26 protein-coding genes are annotated in these 26,879 nt (G+C 60.0%); 14 read left to right on the top strand and 12 right to left on the bottom strand.

Features of this window, described 5'->3' with window-relative positions:
* Positions 1–148 precede the first annotated feature (148 nt).
* The 4 genes from AAGQ88_RS25970 to argH all read right to left on the bottom strand — a co-directional run bounded on the left by AAGQ88_RS25970 (position 149) and on the right by argH (position 5,738).
* Entirely contained in the window at positions 149–2,998 is a 2,850-nt protein-coding gene (locus AAGQ88_RS25970; protein WP_342653997.1) for a class I adenylate cyclase, read from the bottom strand.
* Between the two features lie 203 nt (positions 2,999–3,201).
* On the bottom strand, positions 3,202–3,450 hold the full coding sequence (locus AAGQ88_RS25965; RefSeq protein WP_093466040.1) for a TIGR02647 family protein: 249 nt from the start codon (positions 3,448–3,450) through the stop codon (positions 3,202–3,204).
* A gap of 539 nt (positions 3,451–3,989) precedes the next feature.
* Entirely contained in the window at positions 3,990–4,283 is a 294-nt protein-coding gene (locus tag AAGQ88_RS25960; protein WP_285426525.1) for a hypothetical protein, read from the bottom strand.
* A 60-nt stretch (positions 4,284–4,343) separates the two neighbouring features.
* On the bottom strand, positions 4,344–5,738 hold the full coding sequence (gene argH, locus AAGQ88_RS25955; RefSeq protein WP_285426526.1) for an argininosuccinate lyase: 1,395 nt from the start codon (positions 5,736–5,738) through the stop codon (positions 4,344–4,346).
* Positions 5,739–5,881: 143 nt separating this feature from the next.
* On the opposite strand from argH, the gene AAGQ88_RS25950 reads away from it, so the two are divergent.
* The 8 genes from AAGQ88_RS25950 (at position 5,882) to rsd (ending at position 13,533) form a co-directional block, all read left to right on the top strand.
* Positions 5,882–6,964, top strand: coding sequence for a sensor histidine kinase (locus AAGQ88_RS25950; protein WP_342653996.1), 1,083 nt, complete (start codon positions 5,882–5,884; stop codon positions 6,962–6,964).
* A complete protein-coding gene (locus AAGQ88_RS25945) occupies positions 6,961–7,707 on the top strand; it encodes a LytTR family DNA-binding domain-containing protein (RefSeq protein ID WP_093466028.1) in 747 nt (248 codons plus the stop codon). The genes AAGQ88_RS25950 and AAGQ88_RS25945 overlap by 4 nt, the downstream gene beginning before the upstream one ends.
* Before the next feature lie 255 nt (positions 7,708–7,962).
* Positions 7,963–8,904 (top strand): hydroxymethylbilane synthase, encoded by a 942-nt coding sequence (gene hemC / locus AAGQ88_RS25940; protein ID WP_342653995.1) that lies wholly within the window; start codon positions 7,963–7,965, stop codon positions 8,902–8,904.
* Positions 8,901–9,674: a uroporphyrinogen-III synthase gene (locus tag AAGQ88_RS25935; protein WP_342653994.1), complete on the top strand. Its 774-nt coding sequence runs from the start codon at positions 8,901–8,903 to the stop codon at positions 9,672–9,674. The genes hemC and AAGQ88_RS25935 overlap by 4 nt, the downstream gene beginning before the upstream one ends.
* 51 nt (positions 9,675–9,725) lie before the next feature.
* Complete coding sequence (locus AAGQ88_RS25930; RefSeq protein WP_342653993.1) at positions 9,726–10,868, top strand: uroporphyrinogen-III C-methyltransferase; 1,143 nt, start codon at positions 9,726–9,728, stop codon at positions 10,866–10,868.
* A complete protein-coding gene (locus AAGQ88_RS25925; RefSeq protein WP_342653992.1) occupies positions 10,865–12,112 on the top strand; it encodes a heme biosynthesis protein HemY in 1,248 nt (415 codons plus the stop codon). The genes AAGQ88_RS25930 and AAGQ88_RS25925 overlap by 4 nt, the downstream gene beginning before the upstream one ends.
* Before the next feature lie 251 nt (positions 12,113–12,363).
* A complete protein-coding gene (locus AAGQ88_RS25920; RefSeq protein ID WP_285426532.1) occupies positions 12,364–12,891 on the top strand; it encodes a disulfide bond formation protein B in 528 nt (175 codons plus the stop codon).
* A gap of 183 nt (positions 12,892–13,074) precedes the next feature.
* On the top strand, positions 13,075–13,533 hold the full coding sequence (rsd, locus tag AAGQ88_RS25915) for a sigma D regulator (RefSeq protein WP_093466016.1): 459 nt from the start codon (positions 13,075–13,077) through the stop codon (positions 13,531–13,533).
* Between the two features lie 94 nt (positions 13,534–13,627).
* Here the strand turns inward: rsd and AAGQ88_RS25910 are convergent, their stop codons facing one another.
* On the bottom strand, positions 13,628–14,305 hold the full coding sequence (locus AAGQ88_RS25910; protein ID WP_285426533.1) for an FKBP-type peptidyl-prolyl cis-trans isomerase: 678 nt from the start codon (positions 14,303–14,305) through the stop codon (positions 13,628–13,630).
* A gap of 180 nt (positions 14,306–14,485) precedes the next feature.
* Between AAGQ88_RS25910 and AAGQ88_RS25905 the strand changes: the two genes are divergently transcribed.
* On the top strand, positions 14,486–15,625 hold the full coding sequence (locus AAGQ88_RS25905) for an AlgP family protein (protein ID WP_342653991.1): 1,140 nt from the start codon (positions 14,486–14,488) through the stop codon (positions 15,623–15,625).
* On the opposite strand, the gene AAGQ88_RS25900 is transcribed toward AAGQ88_RS25905, so the two are convergent.
* Positions 15,622–16,089: a TIGR02444 family protein gene (locus AAGQ88_RS25900; protein ID WP_342653990.1), complete on the bottom strand. Its 468-nt coding sequence runs from the start codon at positions 16,087–16,089 to the stop codon at positions 15,622–15,624. The genes AAGQ88_RS25905 and AAGQ88_RS25900 overlap by 4 nt on opposite strands.
* A 46-nt stretch (positions 16,090–16,135) precedes the next feature.
* Here AAGQ88_RS25900 and AAGQ88_RS25895 point away from each other — a divergent pair, with 46 nt between their 5' ends.
* The 3 genes from AAGQ88_RS25895 to AAGQ88_RS25885 all read left to right on the top strand — a co-directional run bounded on the left by AAGQ88_RS25895 (position 16,136) and on the right by AAGQ88_RS25885 (position 19,380).
* Positions 16,136–18,046 (top strand): ATP-binding cassette domain-containing protein, encoded by a 1,911-nt coding sequence (locus tag AAGQ88_RS25895; RefSeq protein WP_093466007.1) that lies wholly within the window; start codon positions 16,136–16,138, stop codon positions 18,044–18,046.
* On the top strand, positions 18,046–18,648 hold the full coding sequence (locus AAGQ88_RS25890) for a mechanosensitive ion channel family protein (RefSeq protein ID WP_285426536.1): 603 nt from the start codon (positions 18,046–18,048) through the stop codon (positions 18,646–18,648). Before AAGQ88_RS25895 ends, AAGQ88_RS25890 begins: the two co-directional genes overlap by 1 nt.
* Before the next feature lie 105 nt (positions 18,649–18,753).
* Positions 18,754–19,380, top strand: coding sequence for a LysE family transporter (locus tag AAGQ88_RS25885; protein WP_285426537.1), 627 nt, complete (start codon positions 18,754–18,756; stop codon positions 19,378–19,380).
* A 75-nt stretch (positions 19,381–19,455) separates the two neighbouring features.
* On the opposite strand, the gene AAGQ88_RS25880 is transcribed toward AAGQ88_RS25885, so the two are convergent.
* The 4 genes from AAGQ88_RS25880 to AAGQ88_RS25865 are packed head-to-tail and all read right to left on the bottom strand — an operon-like array spanning position 19,456 to position 22,620.
* Entirely contained in the window at positions 19,456–20,199 is a 744-nt protein-coding gene (locus tag AAGQ88_RS25880; protein WP_342655891.1) for a penicillin-binding protein activator LpoB, read from the bottom strand.
* Between the two features lie 2 nt (positions 20,200–20,201).
* Complete coding sequence (lpoB, locus tag AAGQ88_RS25875; protein ID WP_342653989.1) at positions 20,202–20,792, bottom strand: penicillin-binding protein activator LpoB; 591 nt, start codon at positions 20,790–20,792, stop codon at positions 20,202–20,204.
* Between the two features lie 36 nt (positions 20,793–20,828).
* Positions 20,829–21,200, bottom strand: a complete 372-nt coding sequence (locus AAGQ88_RS25870) for a YcfL family protein (RefSeq protein WP_285426540.1) — start codon at positions 21,198–21,200, stop codon at positions 20,829–20,831.
* 13 nt (positions 21,201–21,213) lie between these two features.
* Positions 21,214–22,620, bottom strand: coding sequence for a hypothetical protein (locus AAGQ88_RS25865; protein WP_342653988.1), 1,407 nt, complete (start codon positions 22,618–22,620; stop codon positions 21,214–21,216).
* A gap of 463 nt (positions 22,621–23,083) precedes the next feature.
* Here AAGQ88_RS25865 and AAGQ88_RS25860 point away from each other — a divergent pair, with 463 nt between their 5' ends.
* Complete coding sequence (locus AAGQ88_RS25860; protein WP_285426542.1) at positions 23,084–23,536, top strand: YaiI/YqxD family protein; 453 nt, start codon at positions 23,084–23,086, stop codon at positions 23,534–23,536.
* An 80-nt stretch (positions 23,537–23,616) separates the two neighbouring features.
* Here AAGQ88_RS25860 and elbB read toward each other — a convergent pair whose 3' ends face one another.
* Positions 23,617–24,297, bottom strand: a complete 681-nt coding sequence (gene elbB, locus AAGQ88_RS25855) for an isoprenoid biosynthesis glyoxalase ElbB (RefSeq protein ID WP_342653987.1) — start codon at positions 24,295–24,297, stop codon at positions 23,617–23,619.
* Positions 24,298–24,485: 188 nt separating this feature from the next.
* Here elbB and AAGQ88_RS25850 point away from each other — a divergent pair, with 188 nt between their 5' ends.
* On the top strand, positions 24,486–25,724 hold the full coding sequence (locus tag AAGQ88_RS25850; protein WP_342653986.1) for a sterol desaturase family protein: 1,239 nt from the start codon (positions 24,486–24,488) through the stop codon (positions 25,722–25,724).
* On the opposite strand, the gene AAGQ88_RS25845 is transcribed toward AAGQ88_RS25850, so the two are convergent.
* On the bottom strand, positions 25,702–26,319 hold the full coding sequence (locus tag AAGQ88_RS25845; protein WP_285426545.1) for a DedA family protein: 618 nt from the start codon (positions 26,317–26,319) through the stop codon (positions 25,702–25,704). The two genes, AAGQ88_RS25850 and AAGQ88_RS25845, sit on opposite strands and share 23 nt — an antisense overlap.
* Positions 26,320–26,879 lie beyond the last annotated feature (560 nt).

The following is a 26,879-nucleotide window of genomic DNA, read 5'->3' as shown; positions in this document are numbered from 1 at the left end:
TTTCGGATGAATTCCCCCCCCCTGTAGCAGTGAGCTTGCTCGCGAAGACTGACTTTGGCCTCTGAACATCTATTGGATGCGCCGGCCTCTCGCGAGCAAGCTCGCTCCTACAAGGTCTTGTCAGACCTGATACCGAATCGAGCGCCCCTCAAGCCTCATCCATCGCTTCGTTCAGCGATTTTTCCAGCTCCGCCTTGTAACGCAGGAACAGAATCGTCTGCCCGCGCGTATCGCCCAGTATTCCTGAAAGATCCAGGTCCGTGATGTAGCAGCGATAACGTTGCGGCTCGCGGCGCTGCTCGAGGATTTGTCGTGCCACGACGCTGAACAACTGCTCGCCGAACTCGAGCTCGGAATATTCCATTCCATCGCAGTACAGCGTCACGCTGACCTGACCGGGCGATGCTTCCTCGATGATTGCCTGAACGTCATAAAACGGTTTGTCGGTAGGCGTCACCGGCGTCAGTCGCTGCTCGATGCGCCGCGCCCTTGCGCCGCCATCAGGAGAAATCCGGTAATACAGCGTCTCCAGTGATTGAGGTTCCAGCGGGTTGTCCAGCGGCAGCAGGGCGCCGCGCCGATACATCAATGACTGCAGAAAGCGCTGCAGCGGCATCAGCAGGCTGGGTTCGTCGTGGTAAGGCAAGCGTTGATGCCACAGCGCGTTGTGTTCATCGAGCACATACAAGTCGGCGTGCGGCTCGTTGATCCGGAAGAACACCTGGATGCACTCCGGCTGGCCATGGGGAATGATCAGCGACAGATCCGAGTCATCCAGAGCCTGCGGATCGAGATGAATCGGGCTGTACGCGGGCAGTTCCTCGCCCAGATAGTCGTAAAGAGCAGTCAGGCTGTCGAGTGCAACGTGGCTGATCTGGCCTGGAACCATCTCCAGCACGTGATAGTGCTGCTGGACTTGAATGAGATATCGGTGATTCAGGCGACGCTCGAGCAACAGTTGCGCGGTGCTGACCAGTTCTTCGACCCGCTGGGCAATCGCCTGTGCCCGGTTGTGACAGAAACAGCGCACGCGGATGACCGGTTTGTTGCCAGTTGCCGGCAGGCTGTTGAGCAGTTCGGTCAGGCAGTCGAGCAGCGCGTGCGGGCCGTCGAAACGGTTGACCAGCACTTCATTCCAGCTGTTGAGCGTGATCTGGTCGAAGGTCAGCACCAGATTTTCCCGCACACCGGCGTAACTGAGTGAATCAGTGCGTTCGGTGGTCATCAGGATGTTCAGGTCTTTGTGGTGCTTGAGCGGATCGACGCCGACATTGACCAGCAACAGAATCTCACTCGGCACGCTGGGCTTGAGCAGCGCAACTTCGTCGACCATGCCCAATGGCAGGGCGATTGACTGCTGCAGCGCACCCTGCAGGTTGAACAGTTCGAACTCGCTCAGGTCGCTGGCGCCGGGATGCAGCGCCAGTCGCGTACTGCTGTCGATGATGTTGTTGCGATGACACCAGGTCAGTAATTCAAGCAATTCGCGGCTGCGCTTGATCGGCGCGAAAGCCTCCCACTCGTGCACGCCGAGGTTGCCGTTGTACAAGCCCCACTGATATTTGCCGGGTTCGCGCTTGTTCGGCGATTGCACCAGCGTCAACGTGTCCTCGGCAAGGTCGGGTGCGATGCCCGGATTGACGAACTCGACCTTGCCCGCCTTGCGCTCGAACGCAGCGTACAGGCGACGTCCCAGCACATTCAGGTCACGCTTGTTGATCGAGCTGGCGGCATTCTGCGTGCGGGCAAATTGAGTCAGGAACCGATAGCTGTAGTTGAGCTCGCCCACCAGGGCCCGACGCTCGCTGGAGACCTGGCGCACTTTCCACTGGCTGCGGCTGTCGAGCAGGGCGAGCTGACGCTCGTCCCATTGCCACTCCTTCACCAGGCGCTCCAGCAACGAGCGTTGCCAACTGGCGTTGCGCAACCGCGAGGCGCCAGTGAGCTTTTTGTTCACCTTCAGGTACAGGCTGCGACGCACCAGCTCAAGTCGTTCCGGCTCGCCCCGGGCGATGAGGTATTCCTCGATCCGCCGATACACCATCATGTAGGGGTCGAGCTCGTCGAGGTCGACCCGGTTGGCGAATACCTGCTTCTTCAGCCGCATGCTCAGACACTGCACCTGTGGGTGCTCGCTGGCATAGACCTCGGTCAGCAGGAGTTTGAGCACTGACTTGTAGGGCGATTCGATGCCTTTGAACAGCTGCCAGAGTCCCGCGCCGATGAATTCTCCCGGCGGGATATGCGACATGTTTCCCAGGTCGAGGACTTCATCGGCCCGGATGAAACGCTTGGACAGCAGCGTATGGGTGTATTCGGCGTAGCGGGCTTCTTCATACACCGGCACCAGCCACCACATGGGCGTGCGCCCGGCGAGCCAGATCGCGGTTCGATAAAACTCGTCGAGCAGCAGATAGTGCTGAGTCGTTCCGCAGTCTTCACCGCTGAGCTGCGCGTCGCGCTCGCCGAGGACGAATCGCTGGGGGTCGATCAGGAAAAAATGCGCTTCGGCGCCTTGCGTGGCGGCCCAGGTTTCCAGCGCCTGGCATTTTTTGCGCAGCTCCTGGACGTTTTCGGCCGACAACGCCGAGTCGTGGCAGATCCATACGTCCATATCGCTCTGATCGGCCTGCGCCAGCGTGCCAAGGCTGCCCATCAGAAAAATGCCGTGGATCGGCTGGGGCGGATTGCCTCGACGCGGCTTGTAGGAAAAAGACCGGGTCAGCCGCTGGGCTTCTGCCAAGGCGTGGGCGTCGGGTTCATAGTGAGAAACGCCCGCCGGCGTGGCGCTCGACACATAGCCGGGCAGCAGCGGGTGATTGACGTGAAAAAACAGCGGCAGCAGCGTCAGCACGCTTTGCTGGCGCGTGGACAGTCCGTCGTTGGCGCGACTCAGTCGCCCTTCGTTAAGGGTCAGAAAGCGGTTGCGCAGCTGGCTGAGAACCTTGCGGTCAATGCCCTCATCCAGGTCAGGGCGAATTTCGAAACTACGCGTCATCGCGACTCGAAGCCGGCGAGCGGCACTACTTGGGGTGGCGAATAGGACGACAGTAAAGAAGGGGCAGCATCGGGCTTCGAGGCTCAGGTGGCTGCGTGTCTTTTTTCTGGCGCCATAATTTTATCGGCGCAGCATCTTACAAAAGAAGGGTTCGCGAAACCTTTATTTCACGCTTCCTGGCGAAGGTCTCGCGAGCGGCGATATCAAGCCGCTTCCTGACTCACGGCGAGAATGGTCAACAGTGATTGTGCGTGCTCAGCGGCGTCCAGTCCGAGACTGGTCAGATAGCCTCCGTCGACCTGAGTGGTCAGGCCTTTTTCAAAAAGTCTTTTGGCGGCCGCGATGGCCGAGGGCGCAGCGACGTGGTGGACCTTCAAACCCTCCTGGGTATTGCTCAGATTGAACAGTGACAGGATTTCCAGTTCAGCAACCAATTCCGGGGTAAACGACATAGGTGCTCCAGACTTTTTCTAATTGAATGACGCGGCGAAGGAATCGCAGACATGACGGCCCCGTGGTCAAGCGGCAGCGAGGCATCTGGAGTGTAGTAAGCGTCTGGAGGTTTTGCAGAAAGTATCTGGCCGGTCGTCAGATCACGCCGAAAGATGATCGCCGCAGCTCGGAATAATGGGTTGATGCGGATCGTTGGGAGTGAGCCAACTGTCTCTAGCGCCCCCTTCGATCTACGGCGTAACACCCAATGCCTTCCCGGCTAAAACCGGTCCTACGAAAAACTCGCGGCGGCTGTAGGACCGGCTTCAGCTGGGAAGAGGCCGGTGCAGGCGGTGGAGAGGTAACGTCTGGAATTCAGTCTTCGCGAGCGAGCTTGCCCCACAGGTTTTGGGGGTGGCACCGAAACCTGCAGCGCTACAAATCCCGGTGGAGTGAGCTTGCTCACGACGAGGCCGGTACATCCACAGCCTCTGCAGCATCTGTGCACCAGACTTTGCGAGCACAGGGGATCGGGCAAGCCATATAAAGCGGCGGGGCGTTACTCGTCTTCTTCCAGCTTCACGCCTGGCGGCAGTTCTGGCAGCGCGCGCAGGGCTTGTTCGTACCACTCGGTGTTGAACGGACGGTCCTCTTCCAGGATGCCGTCGATTTCCACCGCCAGCACGTGAGCCATCATCACCAGGATTTCCTCGCGCGGGTAGCCGACCAGTGTCAGCTTATTGAACGTGGCCTTGGCCGCTGGCGGGTTATCGCTTTCGATCTGGTTTTCGATGGCCTGGATCAGGGTCGACTCAGCGAACTCTTCTTCGTCGTTTTCGATCTTGTCGCTCATGATGTTCTCGATGTCCTGACAATGAGGGCCGCTCGATGAGAGCGGCCCGTTTGATGGGGCTTAGCGGCTGGCGAGCAACTGCTGGCCGCGGCCCACGGCAGCCTTGACCTGGGCCGGCGCCGTGCCGCCGATGTGGTTCCGCGCGTTGACCGAGCCTTCGAGGGTCAGAACGGCGAACACATCCTGTTCGATTTGATCGCTGAATTGGCGCAGCTCGTCCAGCGTCATCTCGGCCAGATCCTTACCGGTCTGCACGCCGTATTTCACGGCATGGCCAACGATCTCGTGGCAATCGCGGAATGGCAGGCCGCGGCGAACCAGGTAATCCGCCAGGTCGGTGGCGGTGGAGAAGCCGCGCAGCGCAGCTTCGCGCATGATCGCGTGCTTGGGCTTGATCGCCGGGATCATGTCTGCAAACGCGCGCAACGAATCGCGCAGCGTGTCGGCGGCGTCGAACAACGGTTCCTTGTCTTCCTGATTGTCCTTGTTGTAGGCCAGAGGCTGGCCTTTCATCAGGGTCAGCAGGCCCATCAGCGCGCCGAATACGCGGCCGCTCTTGCCGCGCACCAGCTCCGGAACGTCCGGGTTTTTCTTTTGCGGCATGATCGAGCTGCCGGTGCAGAAGCGATCCGGCAGATCAATGAACTGAAATTGCGCGCTGGTCCACAGCACCAGCTCTTCGGAAAAACGCGACAGGTGCATCATCGCGACGCTGGCGGCGGAGCAGAATTCGATGGCGAAGTCGCGATCGGACACGCTGTCCAGCGAGTTGCCGCCAACCGCTTCGAAGCCCAGCAACTGACACGTCAGCTCACGATCGATCGGGTAGGTGGTGCCTGCCAGCGCAGCGCTGCCCAGTGGCATGCGGTTGGTGCGCTTGCGGCAGTCGACCAGACGCTCGTAATCACGGCTGAGCATTTCGAACCAGGCGAGCATGTGATGGCCGAAGGTTACCGGTTGCGCGGTCTGCAGGTGCGTGAAGCCCGGCATGATGGTTTCGGCTTCGCGCTCGGCCAGGCCCAGCAGACCTTCTTGAAGGCGGGTGATCTCGGCCAGGATCAGATCGATTTCATCGCGCAGCCACAGACGAATGTCGGTTGCGACCTGATCGTTGCGGCTACGGCCGGTGTGCAGTTTTTTGCCGGTGATGCCGATGCGGTCGGTCAGACGCGCCTCGATGTTCATGTGCACATCTTCCAGATCCACACGCCAGTCGAACGTACCGGCTTCGATTTCGCTCTGAATAGTCTTCAGGCCGTCGATGATGGTGTCGCGTTCGGCATCGGTCAGCACGCCGACTTTCGCCAGCATCGTAGCGTGGGCAACGGAGCCCATGATGTCGTGGCGATAAAGGCGCTGATCGAAAGTGACGGAGGCGGTGAAGCGTGCGACGAAGGCGTCGACGGGTTCACTGAAGCGGCCGCCCCAGGACTGGTTGGTCTTGTCGGTGCTCATGGATTCGCTCGCTGCTCTACTGGTTACTGTGCTGATGAAAGTGGCGTGGCCGATTTAAAAGGCGCGGGCGATGATAACAGCATTGCCGGTTTTTTATTCCGGGCTGCTTGCCCGAACGGGGACGAGCGCGGAGACTCTGAATCATGCAAATCGAGCGCAATACACCGGGCCAGAGCGCCTCGCCCGGCAAAGAGTTCTTCCTGCCGGAACTGTGCCTGCCGCAGGCGCTGCTGGTGCTGGTCGTGCTGGCCGAACTGCTGGTGCTGGTTCTGGTGCTCATCGAGCCCATGCGTCCCGACTTCAATTGGGTGCGACTGGCGTTGATCTCGATATTCGTGCAGTGGATCGTGCTGCTCTCCGCCGCCTTGCTCTGCGGATTGCGGCCCTGGCTGGCGCGTCTGAGGGCCGGCGTTGCAGGCGCTATCGGCTGTCTGCTGGTGGTCGCGGTGACGCTGGCCTGCACGGCGGTCACCGATTACTGTCAGGTGTCGCCAGCCACGTCTCTGGATGGCGTGATCGAGCGCTATATTCGCTATTCATTGATTGCGCTGATCATGTCTGCGCTGATGTTGCGCTACTTTTATCTGCAGAGTCAGTGGCGCAAGCAGCAACAGGCAGAGTTGCGGGCGCGGATCGAGTCGTTGCAGGCGCGGATCCGGCCTCACTTTCTGTTCAATACGCTCAATAGCATCGCCAGTCTGGTCACCAGCGATCCGGCGAAGGCCGAGCAGGCGGTGCTGGACCTTTCCGACCTGTTTCGCGCCAGTCTGGGCAAGCCCGGAAGCCTGACGACGTGGGGCGAAGAACTTGAGTTGGCCAAACGATATCTATCGATTGAGCAATATCGACTTGGCGAGCGTCTACAGTTGGACTGGGACGTCAGTGCAATTCCCGACGATTTGCCGATTCCCCAGCTAACCTTGCAGCCATTACTTGAAAACGCGTTGATTTACGGTATCGCGCCCCGTGTCGAAGGAGGCGTGGTCAGAGTCGAGGCGGACTACGAACGGGGAGTATTCATATTGCGTGTCAGTAATCCCTACGACGAGGTCGCTCTGCGACAGACTTCAAACGGCACCCAGCAGGCATTGGCAAATATCGGCGCCCGGATCACGGCACTTTTTGGACCTCACGCGAGTCTGAGCGTGGAGCGCCGTGACGGTCGTCACTTCACCTGTCTACGCTATCCTTGTGCGAGACTCACGCAGGAAGCCAGAGCAATATGAATGTCCTGATCGTTGATGACGAACCCCTAGCCCGCGATCGCCTGAGCCGTATGGTTGGAGATCTTGAGGGTTATCGGGTCCTTGAACCCAGCGCCACCAATGGCGAAGAAGCCTTGACGCTGATCGATAGTCTGAAGCCCGATGTGGTGTTACTCGATATCCGCATGCCGGGGCTGGATGGGCTGCAAGTCGCAGCCAAATTGTGCGAGCGTGATACGCCGCCTGCCGTGGTGTTCTGCACCGCGCATGACGAGTTTGCTTTGGAGGCCTTTCAGGTCAGTGCAGTGGGCTATCTGGTCAAACCGGTGCGTCCGGAAAACCTTCTCGAAGCCCTCCGCAAGGCCGAACGGCCCAATCGTGTGCAGCTTGCAGCGATGACCCGTCCGGCTGCCGAAAGCGGTAATGGTCCGCGCAGCCACATCAGTGCCCGGACCCGCAAAGGCATCGAGCTGATCCCGCTGGATCATGTGATCTATTTCATTGCCGATCACAAGTACGTGACCCTGCGTCATGAGGACGGCGAAGTGTTGCTCGATGAGCCGCTCAAAGCGCTGGAAGATGAATTCGGTGACCGTTTCGTGCGAATTCACCGCAATGCGCTGGTGGCCCGTGACCGTATCGAACGTTTGCAGCGCACGCCGCTTGGGCATTTCCAGCTGTTCCTCAAAGGTTTGAACGGTGACGCGCTGATCGTCAGTCGCAGGCACGTGGCGGGCGTGCGCAAAATGATGCAGCAACTTTGACCGATCGCTTACCATTGTAGGAGCGCGCTTGCCTGGAATTGCGAAGTATCTCAGACAAGACTCTCGACTGAGACGATGCGCTCGCGGGCAAGCGCGCCCCTGCAGGGAAATCCGACAGGCCCGGCGAGCGACACGCCGCCGCATGGCGTCCATCCCGTGATTGAGATCATGATGCGTGCAGATTGAATACAGTCATTCGGCCCTGTGAGGCCGAGCTGTTATTATCCGCCGCATTCACTCAGTACGGATTGATTCATGTCTTCTCGCGAGATCCGCATCGCCACCCGCAAAAGCGCGCTTGCCCTCTGGCAGGCCGAGTACGTCAAGGCCCGGCTGGAGCAGGCTCATCCTGGGCTTGCCGTCACGCTGGTGCCGATGGTCAGCCGTGGCGATAAACTGCTCGACTCGCCGTTGTCGAAAATCGGCGGCAAGGGTCTGTTCGTCAAGGAGCTGGAAACCGCGCTGATCGAGCACGAAGCCGATATCGCCGTGCATTCGATGAAAGACGTGCCGATGGATTTTCCGCAGGGGCTGGGTCTTTTCTGCATCTGCGAACGCGAAGACCCGCGCGATGCCTTCGTTTCCAATACCTTTGCCAGCCTCGATGAGCTGCCCGCCGGCAGTGTGGTGGGTACATCGAGCTTGCGCCGTCAGGCCCAGTTGTTGGCCCGGCGCCCGGATTTGAAGATCCATTTCCTTCGCGGCAACGTCAACACGCGTCTGGCCAAGCTGGATGCCGGCGAGTACGACGCAATCATTCTCGCGGCTGCCGGCCTGATCCGTCTGGGATTCGAAGACCGGATCACCGCCCCCATCAGCATCGAACACAGCCTTCCCGCCGGCGGGCAAGGCGCCGTCGGCATCGAGTGCCGCAGCGTTGATGTCGAGCTGCACGCGTTGCTCGCTCCGCTGCATCATGCCGACACCGCCATGCGAGTGACCGCCGAGCGTGCGCTGAACAAACACCTCAACGGCGGATGCCAGGTGCCGATCGCCTGCTACGCCGTGTTGGAGAACGATCAGCTATGGCTGCGCGGACTGGTTGGCGACCCGAGCGGCAGCGTGTTGCTGCGCGCTGAAGCCCGCGCTCCTCACGTCGACGCTCAGGCGTTGGGTGTTCAGGTTGCCGAGGAGTTGCTGGCGCAGGGCGCCGCGAAAATCCTCAAGGCGGTCTACGGCGAGGCGGACGAAGAGTGAAGGGTTGGCGCCTGCTGCTGACCCGGCCGGCAGAAGAATCAAAAGCCGTCGCCGACGTGCTGGCCGAGCAGGGTGTTTTCAGCTCCAGCCTGCCGCTGCTTGAGATCGAACCACTGCCGGTGTCTGAAGAAAGTCGCTCGATCATCTACAACCTTGCCACTTACTGTGCAGTGATTGTCGTCAGTAAACCCGCTGCCCGGCTGGGGCTTGAGAGGGTCGATGAAGTCTGGCCGCAGCCACCCATGCAAAAGTGGTTCACCGTCGGTGCGGCCACGGCGCAGATCCTCGACGACTACGGCTTGCAAGTGTTCTTCCCCGAGCACGGCGACGACAGCGAAGCGCTGCTTGAGCTGGCGCAACTGGAACAGGCCATTTCCGGCTACGACCCTAAAGTGCTGATCATGCGCGGCGAAGATGGCCGAGAGCTGTTGGCTGAGCGCTTGCGCGAGCGAGGTGCTACTGTCGATTATCTGCCACTGTATCGCCGAAACCTGCCGCTTTACCCGGCTTCGACGCTGGTGCACAGAGTTGCGGCGGAACGCTTGAACGGGCTGGTGGTCAGCAGTGGACAGGGTTTTGAGCATCTGCGTGAAATGGCGGGCGACGCCTGGCCTGTGCTTTCGCAGTTGCCGTTATTCGTACCGAGCCCCCGGGTCGCTGAACTGGCACGTGCTGCTGGCGCTTCGACCGTAGTGGACTGCCGTGGCGCCAGCGCTTCGGCCTTGCTGGCAGCATTGCGGGAAACGCCCGCGCCTGCCTCACAGGCGTAATGATCGACGAGTCGGATTACGCGATTACGCCCAAATGCAAAGGATGGATACGTGAGCGAAACAGTCTTGCCAAAAGATGACGTTGAACCGGTACTGGCCCACTCTGAGCCGGTGCCCGATCCAGCGCACAAACAACCGTCCAGCCGCCGCAGCAGTAATGGTCTGGCAATCCTGGCCCTCTTGCTCGGCGCAGCAGGCGTCGCCGTTGGAGGCTGGAGCGTCTGGCAGTTGCGCGCGATTCAGGCCGGCAGCCAGCAGCAGTCTGGCCAGTTGCAGGACATCGGGTCGCAAACCCAGATACTCAGGCAGAGCGAACAGCAACTGTCGGCACGACTGGCGCAACTGCCGCCAGCTGAAGAGCTGGAAGACCGGCGCCGACTGGTCACGCAGTTGCAGGGTGATCAGCAGCGTCTGAGCCAGCGTCTGGAAACAGTGCTGGGCGCGAGCCGCAAGGACTGGCGTCTGGCCGAAGCCGAGCATTTACTGCGTCTGGCGACGCTGCGCCTGTCTGCGTTGCAAGACATCAACAGCGCGCAGGCGCTGGTTCAGGGCGCCGACGAGATCCTGCGCGAACAAGACGATCCAGGCGCATTTGCCGCCCGCGAGCAGTTGGCCAAGAGCCTCGCGGCGCTGCGCAGCGTCGATCAACCGGACCGCACGGGGTTGTTCCTGCAGCTGGCTGCCTTGCGCGATCAGGTTGGCGAGTTGAACGCCCTGGCTCCTGAATACAAAGACAAAGGCGACTCCCTGTTCGGCCTCACTGACGGCAGCGAAGACAGCTACTGGGCGAAGTGGTGGGACAAGATCTCTCAGTACGTGCGCATTGATTTTCATGCCGATCGCAACATTCGCCCTCTGTTGGCGGGCCAGAGCCTGACCCAGGTGCGACTGGCGCTGAGCCTTGCGCTGGAGCAGGCGCAGTGGGCAGCCTTGAACGGAGAAGCGCCGGTTTACAGTAAAGCGATTGCCGAAGCGCGGAGCGTGCTGGATACCAACTTCAACCGCGACAACCCGCAAAGCAAGGTCATTGGCCAGCGCCTCGACGAGTTGGCCGGCAAACCCGTGTCTGTCGTCACGCCCGACCTGAGTCAAAGTCTCAGTGCGGTTCAGGCCTATCTGCAGCAGCGCCACTCGCCGGTCGGTGGTGCGCTGGACAACCAGGCTGACGGGGCGCAGCCGGGGAGTCGCCCATGAAGCGCGCCTATGTGATCGTCTTCGTACTGATCGTGGTCGCGGCGCTGATCGGTCTCGCCATTTCGCATCATGCCGGGTACGTGCTGATTGCTTACGACACGTTCCGCTACGAATCCAGCCTCTGGGCTGCGCTCGCCTTGCTCGTCGCGATCGGCTTCATTATCTGGTTCGTTCGCGGCCTGATCCGGCTGCTGACGACCTCCGGTGGCGTAGTCAATCCATGGTCCCGTCGTAACCGCAGCCGCCGTGTGCAGATCGCGATCGAGCAGGGCCAGATGGATCTTGCCGAAGGTCGCTGGGCCAGTGCGCAACGGCACCTGCATCGTGCTGCCGAAGCTGACAGCCAGCCGCTCTTGTATTACCTCGGCGCTGCCCGCGCGGCAAACGAACAGGGCCGTTATGAGGAGAGTGACAACCTGCTGGAACGCGCGCTCGAACGTCAGCCGCAAGCCGAGCTGGCAATCGCGTTGAATCATGCACAACTGCAACTTGATCGCGGCGACAGTGAGGGTGCTCTGGCGACCTTGCAGGCCATGCAGGAACGTCACCCGCACAACCCGCAAGTGTTGCGTCAGTTGCAGCGGCTTTATCGTCAGCGCGGCGAGTGGTCCGAGCTGATCCGCCTGATGCCGGAGCTGCGCAAAGACAAAGTGCTGCCCGCCCAGGAGCTGGCCGAACTCGAGAAGCGTGCCTGGGGTGAGAACCTTTCGCTGGCGGCCTATCGCGGGGCGGAAGGCGAGGCGGGCGCTACCGGATTGCCCGCGTTGGAGAGGGCCTGGCAGCAACTGTCGTCCGCCCAGCGTCAGGAGCCTGCGTTGGTTCTGGCCTACGCCGAACAACTGCGTCGCCATGGGGCCGAGGTTCAGGCCGAAGAAGTGCTGCGCAACTCGCTCAAACGTGAGTACAGCAGCCATCTGGCGCGTCTCTATGGGCTGGTCCGCGGCAGTGATCCCGGCAAGCAATTGCAGACCGCAGAAGGTTGGCTGAAGAACCATTCCGACGATCCAGGACTGTTACTGACCCTTGGAAGGCTGTGCCTGCAAAGCAGTCTGTGGGGCAAGGCGCGGGACTATCTCGAGAGCAGCCTGAGGTTGCAGCGCAATCCTGAAGCGTGTGCCGAACTGGCGCGCCTTCTTGGGCAGCTGGGTGAAACGGATCGCAGCAATCAGTTGTTTCAGGAAGGCCTCGGATTACTGGATGAGCGTTTACTGGCAAGACCGTTGCCGGCATTGACCAGCGTCTGATCGAGCGGGTCGCCTTCACAGAACTTAAGGCCCCATCAGGGGCCTTTTCTGTTTTGCTTTGTTGGAGATGTGGGAAGTTTCTTAATGTTATGTAGGGCTTTAGAATGCGTTGCGCGATGCCGGTATAACGTCTTAGGGCAAGCGTCGGGATTTCCCTACACGAACTAAGAAATATCCTCCGCTGGTTGCCTTGAAAGCGACTCTCGCTTTCCTCTACCGTAGCCGCCTTCGTCTTTTGTTACGGATTTTCCATGCATCTGGCTCGCACGCGCTCCCTGTTCTTTCTGGCGTTTCTGGCCTGTGCATCGATTACAGGAGCGGTTGTCTATCTCGGCTCCACATTGACCTTCGCGCCTTGTCCGCTGTGCGCTCTGCAACGCGCGCTGCTGATGACCTTCGCGGGCGTTTGCCTGATCGCCGCCTGTCATGCGCCAGCTCGCACTGGTTTGCGAATCTATTCCGCCACGCTCCTGCTGCTTTCACTGATCGGTGCATCAGTTGCCGCCCGGCAAGTCTGGTTACAAGCATCGCCTCCGGAAAACATGTCGGCGTGTCTGGAGAACCTTCGCTACTTGCTGGATACGCAACCGTACGCGAAGGTTCTTTCCCTGGTGCTGGCTGGCAATGCAGGGTGTTCTGAAATCACCTGGTCGTTGTTTGGCATCAGCCTGCCGGAGTGGAGTCTGCTGGCGTTTGCGGGCATGAGCCTGTTCGCGCTGTACTGCCTTTTCATCAAGTTTCGTCGATTCGGACCAATGGAATCGGGCAGCTCTGATTAAACACTTGTATGAACTTTCTCTCCTGCGTACCTTGAAGGCCTAGTCATGCGGGCATAATCTGGGCCGCACGCATCATCGGAATAATGCTGCCATCGACGGTTTTTCTGAGCCGGTTTTCATACGCATCGGCCGGATCGCCAAGCGATTCAAGGCAGCATGCCCCTGAAGGGAAGAGAGAACATCATGCTGGAAAGTTGTCAGAATGCTCAGGAACGCTGGGGCGGAGTTCACAAGCTGATCGATCGCTGGCTGCAAGAACGCAACGAGCTGATCAAAGCCTACGATGTGCTTGGTGCAGAGCCAGAAGCGTTGTCTGAAACTCGCAAGCAGCTGCAGGAGTTCTGCGGCACATTGGTCGATTACGTATCGGCCGGTCATTTCGAAATCTACGAGCAGTTGACGGGCGAAGCCAAGGCTTTCAACGATCAGCGCGGTCTCGAACTCGCAGACACCCTCTATCCCCGAATCGACGTCATCACTGAAAAGCTGCTGGCGTTCAATGATCTGTGCGATGAAGGGAAATGCGTGGCAGAGAAATTCAAAGAATTGGGCGGCTTGCTGCATGAGCGCTTCGAGCTGGAAGACTGCCTGATCGAAGTGTTGCATACCGCACACAAAGACAAGCTGGCTGTTCAGGCCTGACCCCGTTCAGGTCGCAAAAAAGGGTGCCTCGGGGCACCCTTTTTTATGGCCTTGCGCACAGCGGCTCTCCACTGATGCGTGCCCGAATCCGACGTTATTGGGACACTGCGATCAGCTCGATCTCGAACACCAGCGGCGTGTAGGGATCAATCAGGTCGCCTGCGCCTTCAGCGCCATAGGCTTGGGCCGAAGGAATCACCAGACGCCACTTGGCGCCTACGGGCATGTCCACCAGCGCGGTGGTCCAGCCGGCGATTACGCTGTCCAGTCGAAACCATTGAGGCTGCTGGCTCTGGTCGAAGATGGTGCCGTCAGGCAGCTTGCCGACGTACTTGACCTGAACACGACCATTGATGTCAGGCTTCGGACCGTTACCGGGCGCCAGCTCGGTCATCAGGATTCCGTCGGCCAGCTGACGAACGCCTGGCTTGGCTTTTTCGGCCTCCATGAATCGACGTTCTTCCTTCAGCGCCGCCTCGGTCTGTGGCTCGGATTGCCCGGAATTTTCAGCCTGAGCGAGCGCGGCATCGTGGTCACTGAGGATCTGTTCCATGCGTTCCGGCTTGATCGCCAAAGGCTTGTTCTGATAGGCCTGCTGCAGACCTTCGATCAGCGCAGGCAATTGCAGATCCGGCGCTTCCTGACGCAGACGTTCGCCAAGACTGGCGCCCAGGCTGTACGCCAGGTCGTGTGCGTTATCGGACGGCGGGGCATCGGTCGCGTGAGCAAAGGGTACCAAGAGGAACAACGACATAAACAGGTAGCGCGACATGAATGCTCTCCGGCCTGGGAAGTGAGCGATTATGCCAGCGCCGCGCGCCGAATGTGATGGGGAATGCAGCGATTTTGCCCGAACTGCAACAGACCGGAAATTGCAGTGTCAAGATGCCCTAGCGGCGGTGCGGGCAGAGGTCTAGTATGAGCCGCATTCAAATCAGCCAGGAGGTAAGTCATGTCGGCCACTAAGAAGCCAGTAAACACTCCGTTGCATTTGCTCCAACAACTTTCGGGCAGTCTGCTTGAGCATCTTGAAAATGCCTGTTCTCAAGCGCTCGCAGACGCTGAAAAATTGCTCGCCAAGCTGGAAAAGCAACGCGGCAAAGCCCAGGAAAAACTGCATAAATCCCGCATCAAATTGCAAGACTCTGCCAACGCCGGTAAAGCCAAGGCACAGACCAAAGCCAAGAGCAGCGTTGCTGAGCTTGAGACCCTGCTCGATGCATTGAAAGATCGTCAGACCGAAACCCGCGCCTACATCCTCAACCTCAAGCGTGACGCGCAGGAAAGCCTGAAGCTCGCGCAGGGCGTGGGTCGCGTGAAAGAAGCCGTTGGCAAAGCGCTGAGTGATCGCGCGGCCAAAGCTGCCACCGAGAAGACTGCCGCCAAGGCTGCTGTCAAAGCATCCAGCAAGCCGGCCGGCAAAACAACGGTCGCCAAACCCGCTGTCAAAACTGCAGCTGCCAAGCCTGCTGCCAAAGCCCCGGTAAAAGCCTCTGCCAAGGCTGTTGTGAAACCTGCCGCCAAGGCGCCGGTGAAAACCGCTGCCGCCAAACCTGCCGCAAGCAAGGCGCCGGTTGCCGCAAAACCAGCCGTCAAAGCTGCAAGCAAGCCAGCTGCGAAACCCGCTGTGAAGGCGCCGGTCGCGGCGAAAACTCCAGTCAAGACCGCGGCCGCCAAGCCCGCCGCGACTGCCAAGCCAGCCGTTAAACCTGCTGCGAAAACCGCTGCTGCCAAGCCTGCGGCGAAAGCACCTGCTGCAAAACCTGCGGCTACCAAAGCGCCTGCCAAACCTGCCACTGCCAAGCCTGCTGCCAAAGCGACTCCGGCTGCCAAGCCAGCGGCCGCCAAACCTGCTGCTGCAAAACCTGCCGCCACCAAAGCCGCCAGCAAGCCTGCAACAGCCAAGCCGACAGCGGCAAAGCCTGCCGCTGCCAAGCCTGCAGCGAAACCTGCGGCCAAGCCTGCGACGCCGGCTTCCGCCAAGCCCGCTGCTCCAGCACCGGTAGCGCCCGCATCGACTACCGCCCCAGCGGCACCTGCCACTCCTGCAGCGACGCCGTCGACGGGTTCGACCTCGAACAGCGCTTCTTAAGCAATCTCCGTCCCGGCGCGCAGCAAAACATGAAGCGCGTCGGGATTTTCGTTCGCCGCTCGCTCTGCGAGAGCCGCCAGCCAGGCGCCTGTCTGGCTCGGTCCGTCTTCCGGCCAGTCTTTGGTCAAACGTTCGAGCCTCACCAGCAGCTCGCGCTCGGCATCCAGCTCAAGCGTTTTAACCCTTTCGCGCAGTGCCTTGAGTTCCTCATCGTTCGCTGAGTCGGCCTTCCAGCGTGTACGAACCGCCCGCAATGGCCCCACCACCTGATCGTGCCACGGGGTCGCCAATTGTCCGATTTCCTCGGCGCGTCGCTGATCGAACGGAACGCCACGTTGATCCATCCAGACGCCACACAGCAGCGCACAAACGTTGGCGCCGCTGGCCTGCAGCGTCAGGCAGGCTTGCTCGACACCCGCTCGGGCATAGAAATCCAGGGTGAAACTCCAAAGGTCGCAAGGCATAGTCATCTACCTGTTCTGGACGAAGCTGGTAGACTCCGCCGCCATTATGATCAGACTTCAAAGCCTTACCTTACAGCGTGGTCCGCAACGTCTGCTAGAAGACGCCGAGCTGACGCTGCACGCCGGCCAGAAAGCCGGCTTGATCGGCGCGAATGGCGCCGGTAAATCCAGCCTGTTCGCACTTTTGCGGGGTGAGCTGTCTCCCGACAACGGTGATTGTTCGCTGCCTGCAGACTGGCGCATCGCGCACATGCGTCAGGAGGTCGACACCCTTGACCGTCTGGCTGTGGACTATGTGCTCGACGGCGATCTGCGTTTGCGTCAGGTGCAGCGTGATCTTGCGGCCGCCGAGGCCGCGCACGACGGCGCGGCTCAGGCGCGATTGCATTCGGAGCTCGACAGCGCGGACGGCTACACCGCTGACGCAAGGGCCCGCAAGTTGCTGGCCGGTCTGGGCTTTACCAATGAGCAGATGGAACGGCAGGTAGGAGACTTCTCCGGCGGCTGGCGGATGCGTCTGAACCTGGCGCAAGCCTTGATGTGCCCATCGGACCTGCTGCTGCTCGATGAGCCAACCAACCACCTGGATCTCGACGCCATTCTGTGGCTTGAGGACTGGCTCAAGAGCTATCCCGGAACACTCTTGCTGATCTCCCACGACCGGGATTTTCTCGACGCTGTGGTCGATCACGTCGCCCATGTCGAGCAAAAGAAAATCACGCTTTATCGCGGCGGTTACAGTGCCTTCGAGCGCGCCCGTGCCGAGCGTCTGGCGCAGCAGCAACAGGCGTATGAGAAGCAGCAGGCGCAGCGCGCGCACATGGAGAAATTCATTGCACGCTTCAAGGCCCAAGCCACCAAGGCTCGTCAGGCGCAGAGCCGTATCAAGGCGCTGGAACGCATGGAAGAGCTGTCGGCGGCGCATGTCGATTCGCCATTCGATTTCACCTTCCGCGAGTCCGACAAGATTTCCAGCCCGTTGCTGGATTTGTCTGACGCGCGTCTGGGCTACGGCGAAAAAGCCATCCTGCAGAAGGTCAAGCTGCAGCTCACGCCGGGCGCTCGCATTGGTTTGCTGGGCCCGAACGGCGCCGGTAAATCCACGTTGATCAAGAACCTTGCTGGCGAGCTTGAGCCGTTGAGCGGCCGCCTGGTTCGTGGTGAGAACACAGTCGTCGGTTATTTCGCCCAGCATCAACTGGATTCACTTGATGCCAAGGCCAGCCCGCTGCTGCACCTGCAGCGTATTGCGCCGACCGAGCGGGAGCAGACGCTGCGTGATTTCCTGGGTGGCTTCGATTTTCGTGGCGCTCGGCTGGATGAGCCGGTCCTGAATTTCTCGGGTGGCGAAAAGGCCCGGCTGGCGTTGGCGCTCATCGCTTGGGACAAGCCGAACCTGTTGCTGCTCGACGAGCCCACCAACCACCTCGATCTGGAGATGCGCCTGGCGCTGACCATGGCGCTGCAAGAGTTCAGCGGCGCGGTGCTGGTGGTCTCTCACGATCGCCACCTGCTCAAGAGTACAACCGACAATTTCCTGCTGGTCGCCGATGGCGTCGTACAGGAATTCGACGGTGACCTGGATGATTACGCCCGCTGGCTGGTGGATTATCGCTTGCGCAACGCGCCGGTAAGCACATCGCCGGTCAATGCCGACAAGACCGACAAGAAGGCCCAGCGTCAGCAGGCGGCTGCCCTGCGCCAGCAACTGGCGCCGCACAAGCGCGAAGCCGAGAAGCTGGAGAAAGAGCTGGGGACGCTTCACGAAAAGCTGGCGAAGATTGAGTCCGCGTTGGGCGACAGCGCCATTTATGAAGCGGCCAACAAGGACAAGCTACGCGATCTGCTTGCGGATCAGGCGAAGCTCAAGGTCCGTGAGTCCGAGCTTGAAGAAGCCTGGATGGAAGCCCTGGAGTTGCTCGAATCGATGCAGGCCGAGCTGGAAGCGTTGTCCTGATGGAATCGCTGGCACTGCCTGTTCCTGCTTATTGGATCGAGCCGATTCTGGTCGGCCTGCAGATTCTGTTGATTCTGCTCGTCGGCTACACGCTGCAGCGCATCGTCGCCCGTTTTCTGACGGGGTTGGCCGAGCGCTATCCGCTGTTACCGCCAGAGCTGTTGGTGATGCTGCGCGGCGGCCTTCGCTGGTTGATCATGGGCACTGCGTTTGTTGCGGTGCTGGGCCGGCTGGGGGTTTCGGCCTCGGTGTTGTGGGCGGCGCTGTCCGGCTTCGTCGCGGTCGCCGCCGTCGCGTTTTTTGCGATGTGGAGTGTGTTGTCCAATCTGCTCTGTGCGGTGTTCATCTTTACGATGGGGCCGTTCAGGATCGGGGATATGGTCGAGTTGGTCGACACCACGGACAAACCCGGCATCAAAGGGCGCGTCACCGCGATCAACCTGATGTTCACCACATTGGTCGAGCCCGCTGAATTGGGCGGCACATTGGTGCAGGTGCCCAACAGTCAGTTTTTTCAGAAATCGATCCGCCGCTGGCGCGGCAATGACGGCACTCCGATCATCTCCGGTGAAAAGCGCGCGGGCGAACACGCGCAGCGCTAACGACCTGCACAGCTGCCTGCGAAGTCACAGCAACAGTTAGAAATAATTGGTTTTTGAATCGCATAAACCTTAGGTTAAGCGAAGATTTTCGTCGCCGAGGTGCATATGTCGCTTGAAACATGGCTGGCTTTCTTTGCAGCTTGCTGGGTCATCAGCCTTTCGCCGGGTGCCGGTGCCATTGCATCGATGTCCAGTGGTCTGCAATACGGATTCTGGCGCGGCTACTGGAACGCGCTGGGTCTTCAACTGGCGCTCATCGTTCAGATCGCAGTCATCGCCGCTGGCCTGGGCGCGGTGTTGGCGACCTCCGCGCTGGCGTTCACGCTGATCAAATGGTTCGGTGTGGCCTACCTGGTCTATCTGGGCGTGAAGCAATGGCGCGCGCTGCCGGGCGACCTGTCAGACGACTCGGCGGTTCGCCCGATCGGCAAGCCTCTGGCGTTGGTGGCGCGAGGTTTTCTGGTCAACATCAGCAACCCTAAGGCGCTGGTGTTCATGCTCGCGATCCTGCCTCAATTCATTGATACCCACCTGTCACTGATGCCCCAATACCTGACCATCATGGCGACAATGGTCAGCGTTGATCTGATCGTGATGGCCGGCTACACGGGGCTTGCCTCGAAGGTCCTGCGCCTGTTGAAAACCCCCAAGCAGCAACGGCGCATGAACCGCACGTTTGCCGGATTGTTCGTCAGCGCCGCGGCGTTCCTCGCGACATTGCACCGCGCGTGACTGATCGCTCGGTGGTCTGACTGAGTGGGAGTGAGCCAGCTCGCTCCCACAGCGCTTCGGCATATTCCTCACGATTTAACGCAGAATCTTCGGTGCCTCATCGCGGGGCAGGCTGCTGCGCGGTGCAGGTTGGTCTTGCGAGTACTCCACTTCGCCGCGCAATTGCTCGCTGAGCTGGCGCGCGACGTCCATGCCGATCGACTTCGACACTTCACGGACCACACGGCCACGATTGGGCGAGACGCGTACGTCGTTGCCGTTGACCAACCTGGTGTCCTGCGCCTCGCCCATCGCGGTAAATGCCGAGGTGATTTCGTAGGTCCGGGTATTGATCAGGCTGAAATTACCCACCAATGTCAGTCCCAACACCGCCGAGTGGCTGTTGGTGCTGGCGATTTCGTTGATGTTCTGTCGAAAGTCGATGTCCGATACGGTTCCGAACAGAACGTAGTCGGCCCCTTTGAAGTTGCCGTTCTTGATACGTTTGATGATGTCGTGAACATCCTCTCTGGCGCTCGCCGTGTAGGGCGCGCCCTGCACCAGCTGGAACAGACCGGACTTGAGAATCTGGCCCTTGATGTCGCCGCTGAATTGTCGCAGCTCACCCTGTTCGATGTACGTATTGCGCGATTCGTACTCGCTGAAGTCCGCCGAGCCGTTCGCGCTGTAGGCGTTGGCCTGGAACCCGGTTTGCGCCGAAACAGTGTGGATGTATTCCTCCACACGCTGTTCGAAGGCCAGGTCAGTGACTGCCAATCTGGGCGCTCCTTGTGCCTCCATCGCGCACAGCAGCGCGAGAACGCCGATCCATGCACGCATCATCATCGCTCCGTGGTCTTGCGGATCTCTTTTTCGTCCATCCATTCAGCCAGCCCGGACTCGACGTCGACCAACTGCAGGCTGAATTTGTAGAAGACGTCCTTGTAGTCGCTGCTGCGCTTGACGATCGAGCTGATCGAGCCTTCAAGACGATATCTGGCGGCGACCATGTTGCCGGTTTTACTGACTGTCGACTGCTTGTACAAGCCGCTCTGGTTTTGCAGCTTCAACTGATCGATCTGGCTTTGCATGTCGGTGTTATCGCTGGCAAAACGGGCAGCACCAGACTTCATCAGCTGAGTCTTGATTGAGGTGGTGATCTCACGGGTGTCGATGTATTCGCTGGTCTTGTTCTTCACGTCGTAGACCTGCACCACCGGGCGACCCTGGAGGGTGCCGGACTGGGCGAGAGAGCGGGTCATGCTTTCGGCGATCATTTGCAGATCGGTCGAGCCGAACTCATTGGTCACGGTTTCGATGGCCTTGGTGTCACCGTAGCTGATGTTCTTGCTGCCGAGTACGGGTGAATTGTTGGCGCAACCGGCGGTGAGCACGGCCAGCGCGGCGAGGAGCGAAAAGCGGAATGTCAGCATGCAGGGAATCTCGTGAACTGAACGAAGCGGTATCGATCAAGGGGTTTTGACTTCAAGCCGGAAGTCCGTGGCCTTCGGCAAGGGGGCGACAGCGGGCAGGAAACTGCTCTGAGAGCCGTACAGCACGACGCTCTTCCAGACATCCGGCTCGGCGACCGGGAAACCGTCATTACCCAGCCAGGCAAATCGGTAATACATCGTCTTGTTGTAACGGCTGGTGTTCTGGAGTGACACGTTGACGGTCAGGTAGCCGTTTTCACGTGCGACGCGCATCGCGCCTATTTCGATGTTTTTAAGGCTGCCCATGGCAACGACCTTGCTGGCCGCACTGCCGGGGGCCGGAGGCGGCGGTGTGGCGCAGCCGGCGAGCAAGGCCAGCACCATCAGGCCGAACGATTTGCAACGCATGGAGATTCTCCGTTCAGGGTTTGTTAATGGCCACGGCCTGCGGCAGGTCTGTGGGCATTACCCGAGCAGCCAGACCGCTGGCGTAGACCTGATTGCCGATGGCGCGAAGTGTGATGACCTGGTATGGGCGATCAATGTCGAGGCGCACGTGCGTGTCACCGACTGACGACGGCAGTACGAGGTTATGTTCACCGAGCTTCAGGCGCAGGCGTGCGACCAGCGTCTGGTCCGGCAGCGTGCGCCATGTGCGGGTGTCTGCGCCCTCGGTGATCGCCGATGCGATCCCCACGGCGAGGCCAGCCAGCGGGTTCACCTCATTCAGTTTCTTCTGCGCGACACCGCGACTGACCGCGCGTACCGTCGTGCGCACGATGATGCCGGGCATGTCGTCGCGTAACGCACGGCGGGACATGGCGGTGGTGCTGTTGAGTGCGGTCAGGTTGATTTGCTGTCCGTCCAGACCGATCTGATTGAAGAACGGCGTCGAGGTGTCAGCTCTGATCACCGGGAATGAGAGCGCAGTGATCACAACGTTATTGTCGATCGGCAGGGGAAGCGGTATGCGGATCGAGTCCCGGGCAGGGGCAAACCCACTCTGCACGACAATCAGTACTTCGCTGTTTGCGTCGGCGTTGCCGTGCTTGCTGCCGGCCGCGTCGAGATTCAGCAGCGCCTGTTCCAGCAGTGGAGTGCCCGGCCGCAGTTCCGCAGCTTGACGATAGCCGGGCGCAGCGAGGTCTTTTTCACCCAGCGCTTCGTAGACAAAGCCGGCAAGGTAATGGCTGAACGCACTCTGATAGCTGTTCTTCAGGCTTACCACTTCCGGTGCATCCAGAGACTCTACCGGATAGCCCTTCAAGTCCTTGAGTTGCGTCGTCACGCCGTGGTTTTGCGCTTCATCCTCACGCTTGAGGTAGGCCTTGTCGTGCAGTTCAGCGATGAGCGCCTCGCGCTCGTGGGTTTTTTTTATTTCGGTACGGGCGCCATCGAAGTCGTTCTGGGCCAGCCTGTTCAGGGCCATCTGCGTCGTCAGCATGACCTTTTCATAGTCGTAGCCTTCGTAGCGGCGAACCTTGTCGTTGATCAGAAGACTGCCGAAACCGGCCAGGTATTTGCTGCTGTCGAGCCTGACCGCGTCTTCCCATGCGATGACGGTCTGGTCCGCTCGGCCCCAGGCTGTCTGGCTGCCGATCAGATCGCCCCTGAAACGCAGCAGCTCGCCTTTTTCGAAGTAATAGAGCAGGTCTTTTTCGTCGCCGGTGTTGTTCTTTTCCAGCAAGGCGAGCGCGCCGTCCACGTTGCCGCTGCTCAGTTGCTGGTTGGTCTGCTGCAACTCGGTGTCATAGCTGCGAAACGCCGCACAGCCGGTCAGGTTCAGGATCACGATCAGGCTGAATAAGGTGAGGGCGCGGCGAAGCATCAAATCGATCCTTGAAAAGGCCGGCCCGGTTGAAGGGGCGGCGCTACAATCCGTTTCAGAAGGCGGGCACCTTCAAACAAACACGAGCGCCGCTGGAGGGCCTCGTCGTGGGGCGGGGATTATAGAGAGCGTGCCAGCTAAAACAATGGCTATTTGATATCTCACGACTGTTTCGGAAACGTCCGACCCGCTGATCTGAGTTCTTCGCACGGCCGTCTCAAAGGCTCAGGAATCAGCCTGCCCGCCAGAGAATCCATTGTTTCTGCATGAGGTGAAGCAAAGCTTGAGTGCCGACGCTGCGGCAGGAACAATGGCCGCTTCCAGCGCCGTAAGTCGAGCCAGGCCGCTTTCCGACAGCGCTTGCTGACGTTGTCAGGGCCGAGTTGGGGGCAACGTAATACCGAGTGATCCCTCTGCAAGATGGCTGCGGGATGTTTTCAAATGTGATCGTGGAGTATGAGTCATGCGCGTCTGGATCGATGCCGACGCCTGCCCGAAGGCGGCCAAGGACCAGGTCATCAAATTCGCCCTCAAGCGGCAGTTCGAGGTCGTGCTGGTGGCGGGTCAAAGTCAGATCAAGCCGAGCTTCACCCTGGTCAGGCTGATCGTCGTGCCCAGCGGGCCTGATGCTGCCGATGACTATCTGGTGGAACATGCCGTGCCAGGCGAGCTGGTGATCTGCAGCGACGTGCCGCTGGCTGACCGCCTGGTGAAAAAGGGCGTGTCGGCTCTGGACCCCCGAGGCAAGGAGTTCGACGCACAGAACATGGGCGAGCGGCTTGCCGTGCGCAACCTGTTCACTGATCTGCGCGAGCAAGGGCAAGCGAGCGGCGGGCAGGGCGCTTACGGCGACCGGGAAAAACAGGCGTTCGCCAATTCACTGGACAGGATTCTGACCCGACTCGCCCGCGGCTGAGCGGCTTGCTCGCTGATCGCCGCAGCGCGGCTTGCCCTGAGTGCTGAACTGCAGCGGTCAGCGATCAGGCGATGCGCGAATCAGGCGGTGACCTGTTCTTCGTTTTCCTGAACCAACTCCAGTACGCGGTCCACCAGCTTGTTGATGCCGGACGCCGCTTCGCCGATCGACTTGGCGACCATGTACGCGGGCGTACTCACCAGCTTGCGGTCTTTGTCTTCGACGATGTCGCTGACGTCGCATTCCTGATGGGCGCCGCCCATTTGGGTGATCGCCGCAGCGGTGTCGGCGTCGTTGCCGATGGTGCAGGTGACGCCCGGGCCATAGATTTTCGCGGCCAGTGCCGGTGATACGCAGATCAGACCCACAGGTTTGCCCGCTTCGGCGAAGGCCTCCGCCATGGCCAGCACCTGCGCCTGTACCTTGCAGCCAGCGCCTTGTGCGGCGAAGTCCGACAGGTTTTTCACAGCGCCGAAGCCGCCAGGGATGATCAGCGCGTCGAACTCGGTGATGTCGGCTTCGCGAATGTCTTCGATGGCGCCGCGAGCGATGCGCGCCGACTCAACCAGCACATTGCGCGTTTCCGGCATTTCCTCACCCGTCAGATGATTGATGACGTGATGCTGTGCGATGTCGGGTGCAAAGCACTTCACTTGAGCGCCGCGTTGGTCCAGGCGCAGCAGGGTGAGCACGCTTTCATGAATTTCCGCGCCGTCGTAGACGCCGCAGCCGGAAAGAATAACGGCAACTTTTTTGCTCATGCGTGTGCTCCCTCTCTTGGGCGATCCGGTGCGTATCAGGGCGCCGGTTCTGTCGTTTTCCATGGCGCTGCGCAAGCCAGCCGCGTCGCCAACGATGTCGACAAATGTCTACTAATTTGTAATTCGGTGCCATAGGGTTTTGCCCGGAGCACGCCTAGTCTTCGATGTTTCGTCGCCAGGTGACGTTGATGAATTTCATTCTGTACGCGGTGCCCTTTTTCTTCGTACTGATCGCAGTTGAGCTGCTTGCGGACCGTTGGCGAAAGGTCAGCAATTACCGAGTCGCAGACGCAATCAACAGCCTCAGTACCGGTGTCCTGTCGACCACGACCGGGCTGCTGACCAAGGGCGTCGGGCTTGTTTCCTACGCCTTCGCCCTGGAGCATCTGGCGTTGTGGCAGTTGCCGGCGCAAAGCGTGTGGGTCTGGGTTTTTGCGTTCGTGGCTTATGACCTCTGTTACTACTGGCTGCATCGAATGGGGCACGAGCGGAATATCCTCTGGGCCGCTCACTCGGTGCATCACCAGAGCGAGGACTACAACCTCTCCACTGCCTTGCGGCAGACCAGCACGGGTTTCCTGCTGAGTTGGATCTTCTACCTGCCGCTGGCCGTGATCGGTGTGCCGCTGGTGGTGTTCGTCGCGGTGGCATCGCTCAACTTGCTGTATCAATTCTGGGTGCATACCCGGCACATTCCCAAGCTTGGCTGGTTCGAGCAGGTTTTCGTCACGCCGTCCAATCATCGAGCCCACCATGCGCAGAACCTTATCTACATGGATCGCAACTATGGCGGGGTGTTCATTGTTTGGGACCGGCTGTTCGGCACATTCCAGGAGGAACTGGACAGTGATCCTCCGGTTTTCGGCGTGACCACGCCGTTGCGCAGCTGGAATCCGATATGGGCAAACCTGCAGTTCTATGCTCGGCTGGCTTCGGACGCGCGCCACACCGCATCGTGGAAAGACAAGCTGAGGATCTGGTTCATGCGCACCGGTTGGCGGCCAGCGGATGTGGCGCAAATGCATCCGATCGAAAAGCCCGACCTCGGTCAGTTCTGCAAATACGAGGTGCCGATAAGCCTCGCCCGACAGCTGTATGTGGGCGTGCAGTTTTCGCTGTACACGTTGCTCGGCAGCTATCTGCTGTCCAATGGCGAAACGCTGCCATCACCTGCGTTGGTGCTCGGTTGGGGCTGGGTGGCATTCGGTTTGTTTGTTTTCGGCGCTGCGCTGGAGGACAGGCCGTCTGCGATGAAGCTGGAAGGGTTGAGGCTGGCAGCGAATCTGCCACTGATGGCTGTGGCGCCCGTGGTGGGCCTTTGGCAAGTCAGTGCGCTCGGCTGGGGGATGACGCTGGCTTACACGGCGCTGAGCGCGGCCGCGCTGCATGGCGCCCGAGTGCGCATCACTCGTCTGGAGGGTTCTTGACGTCGGCATTCGCCGCAACGGCGAGCCTGGCTTCTTTGGCGATTCGCGCGTTCTTGATGCGGCGCCGAATCCAGAGCAGCACGCCAATGACCAACAACAGGCCCAGCACCCACAGCTCGTATTTCTTGACGTTGCCCAACAGGCCTTCAAGCACGGCGCCGAATTTGTAGGCGGCCGCGCCCAGTGCCGCTGCCCAGACCGCCGCGCCGATACCATTGAGAAGCAGATAACGGCCTGGCGGATAGCCTGAAAGGCCAATGGCGACGGGCATGACCGTGCGCAGGCCGTACACAAAACGGAAACTCAGCACCCAGATGTCGGGGTGACGGCGGATATGTTCCAGCGCCCGATCGCCCAGCAATTGCCAGCGTGGCTTGCGTGCCAGAAGCTTGCGGCCATGCTTGCGTCCCATGAAGTACCAGAGCTGGTCGCCTGCGTAACTGCCAAAAAAGGCGACGACGACCACCAGGTTGATGTCCATGTATCCACGGAACGCAAGAAATCCGGCGAGAACCAGAATGGTCTCACCTTCGAAAAAGGTCCCGAGGAAAAGGGCGAAGTAGCCAAATTCTTGTAAAAAATGCTGGAGCATCATGTAGGTGCTGGCGAAATGAACGCGCAGCCTAACTCGCCGAAGACATTCAGGAAAGTGTGGAAATGTGTCTCCTCGTTAAAGTTTCCTACAGGCTTGAGGGAATGATCGTCTGGAAAGCAGGTTTGAGTCCTGCAAGATAAGTCGGAATCATAGCTGTCACACAAGCGTCATACTCCCAGCTTATAAATGTCACGCTTGCCCGTATGCATGGGCCCGGGAGCATTCCGTGCGCGTTGCCCTAATCCCCCGATCACCGCCTTTCGAATCGTCAGGCCACGCCGATCTGTTCTGCCGAACGGTTCGAAGGAACCTGCTTTCGGCGCAAACGCCTTGTTTCCTCCGATCATCGGCTCACCTCAAGGATTCGGCCGAGCAACCACTCGTCGCACTGCCGATGGCCCGTTTGGGGTTGCAGGCCGCGCAGAAATGCGTAGCGTGGGGAGTCATCGCGCGTACTTCGTCCCTTGGGCAGGCCCACCCCGTTTTTCCGTTCGTGCCGCTGACTGCCCGATCCTGGCGTCACCCTGCTGATGGCGTGACCGGACCGGGACGCTGGACGT

It is taken from the genome of Pseudomonas sp. F3-2 (assembly GCF_038804275.1).
In the GTDB taxonomy this organism is placed as follows: Bacteria; Pseudomonadota; Gammaproteobacteria; order Pseudomonadales; family Pseudomonadaceae; genus Aquipseudomonas.
The sequence above is the reverse complement of the archived record's forward strand: the minus strand, read 5'-3'. Positions and strand labels throughout refer to the sequence as shown.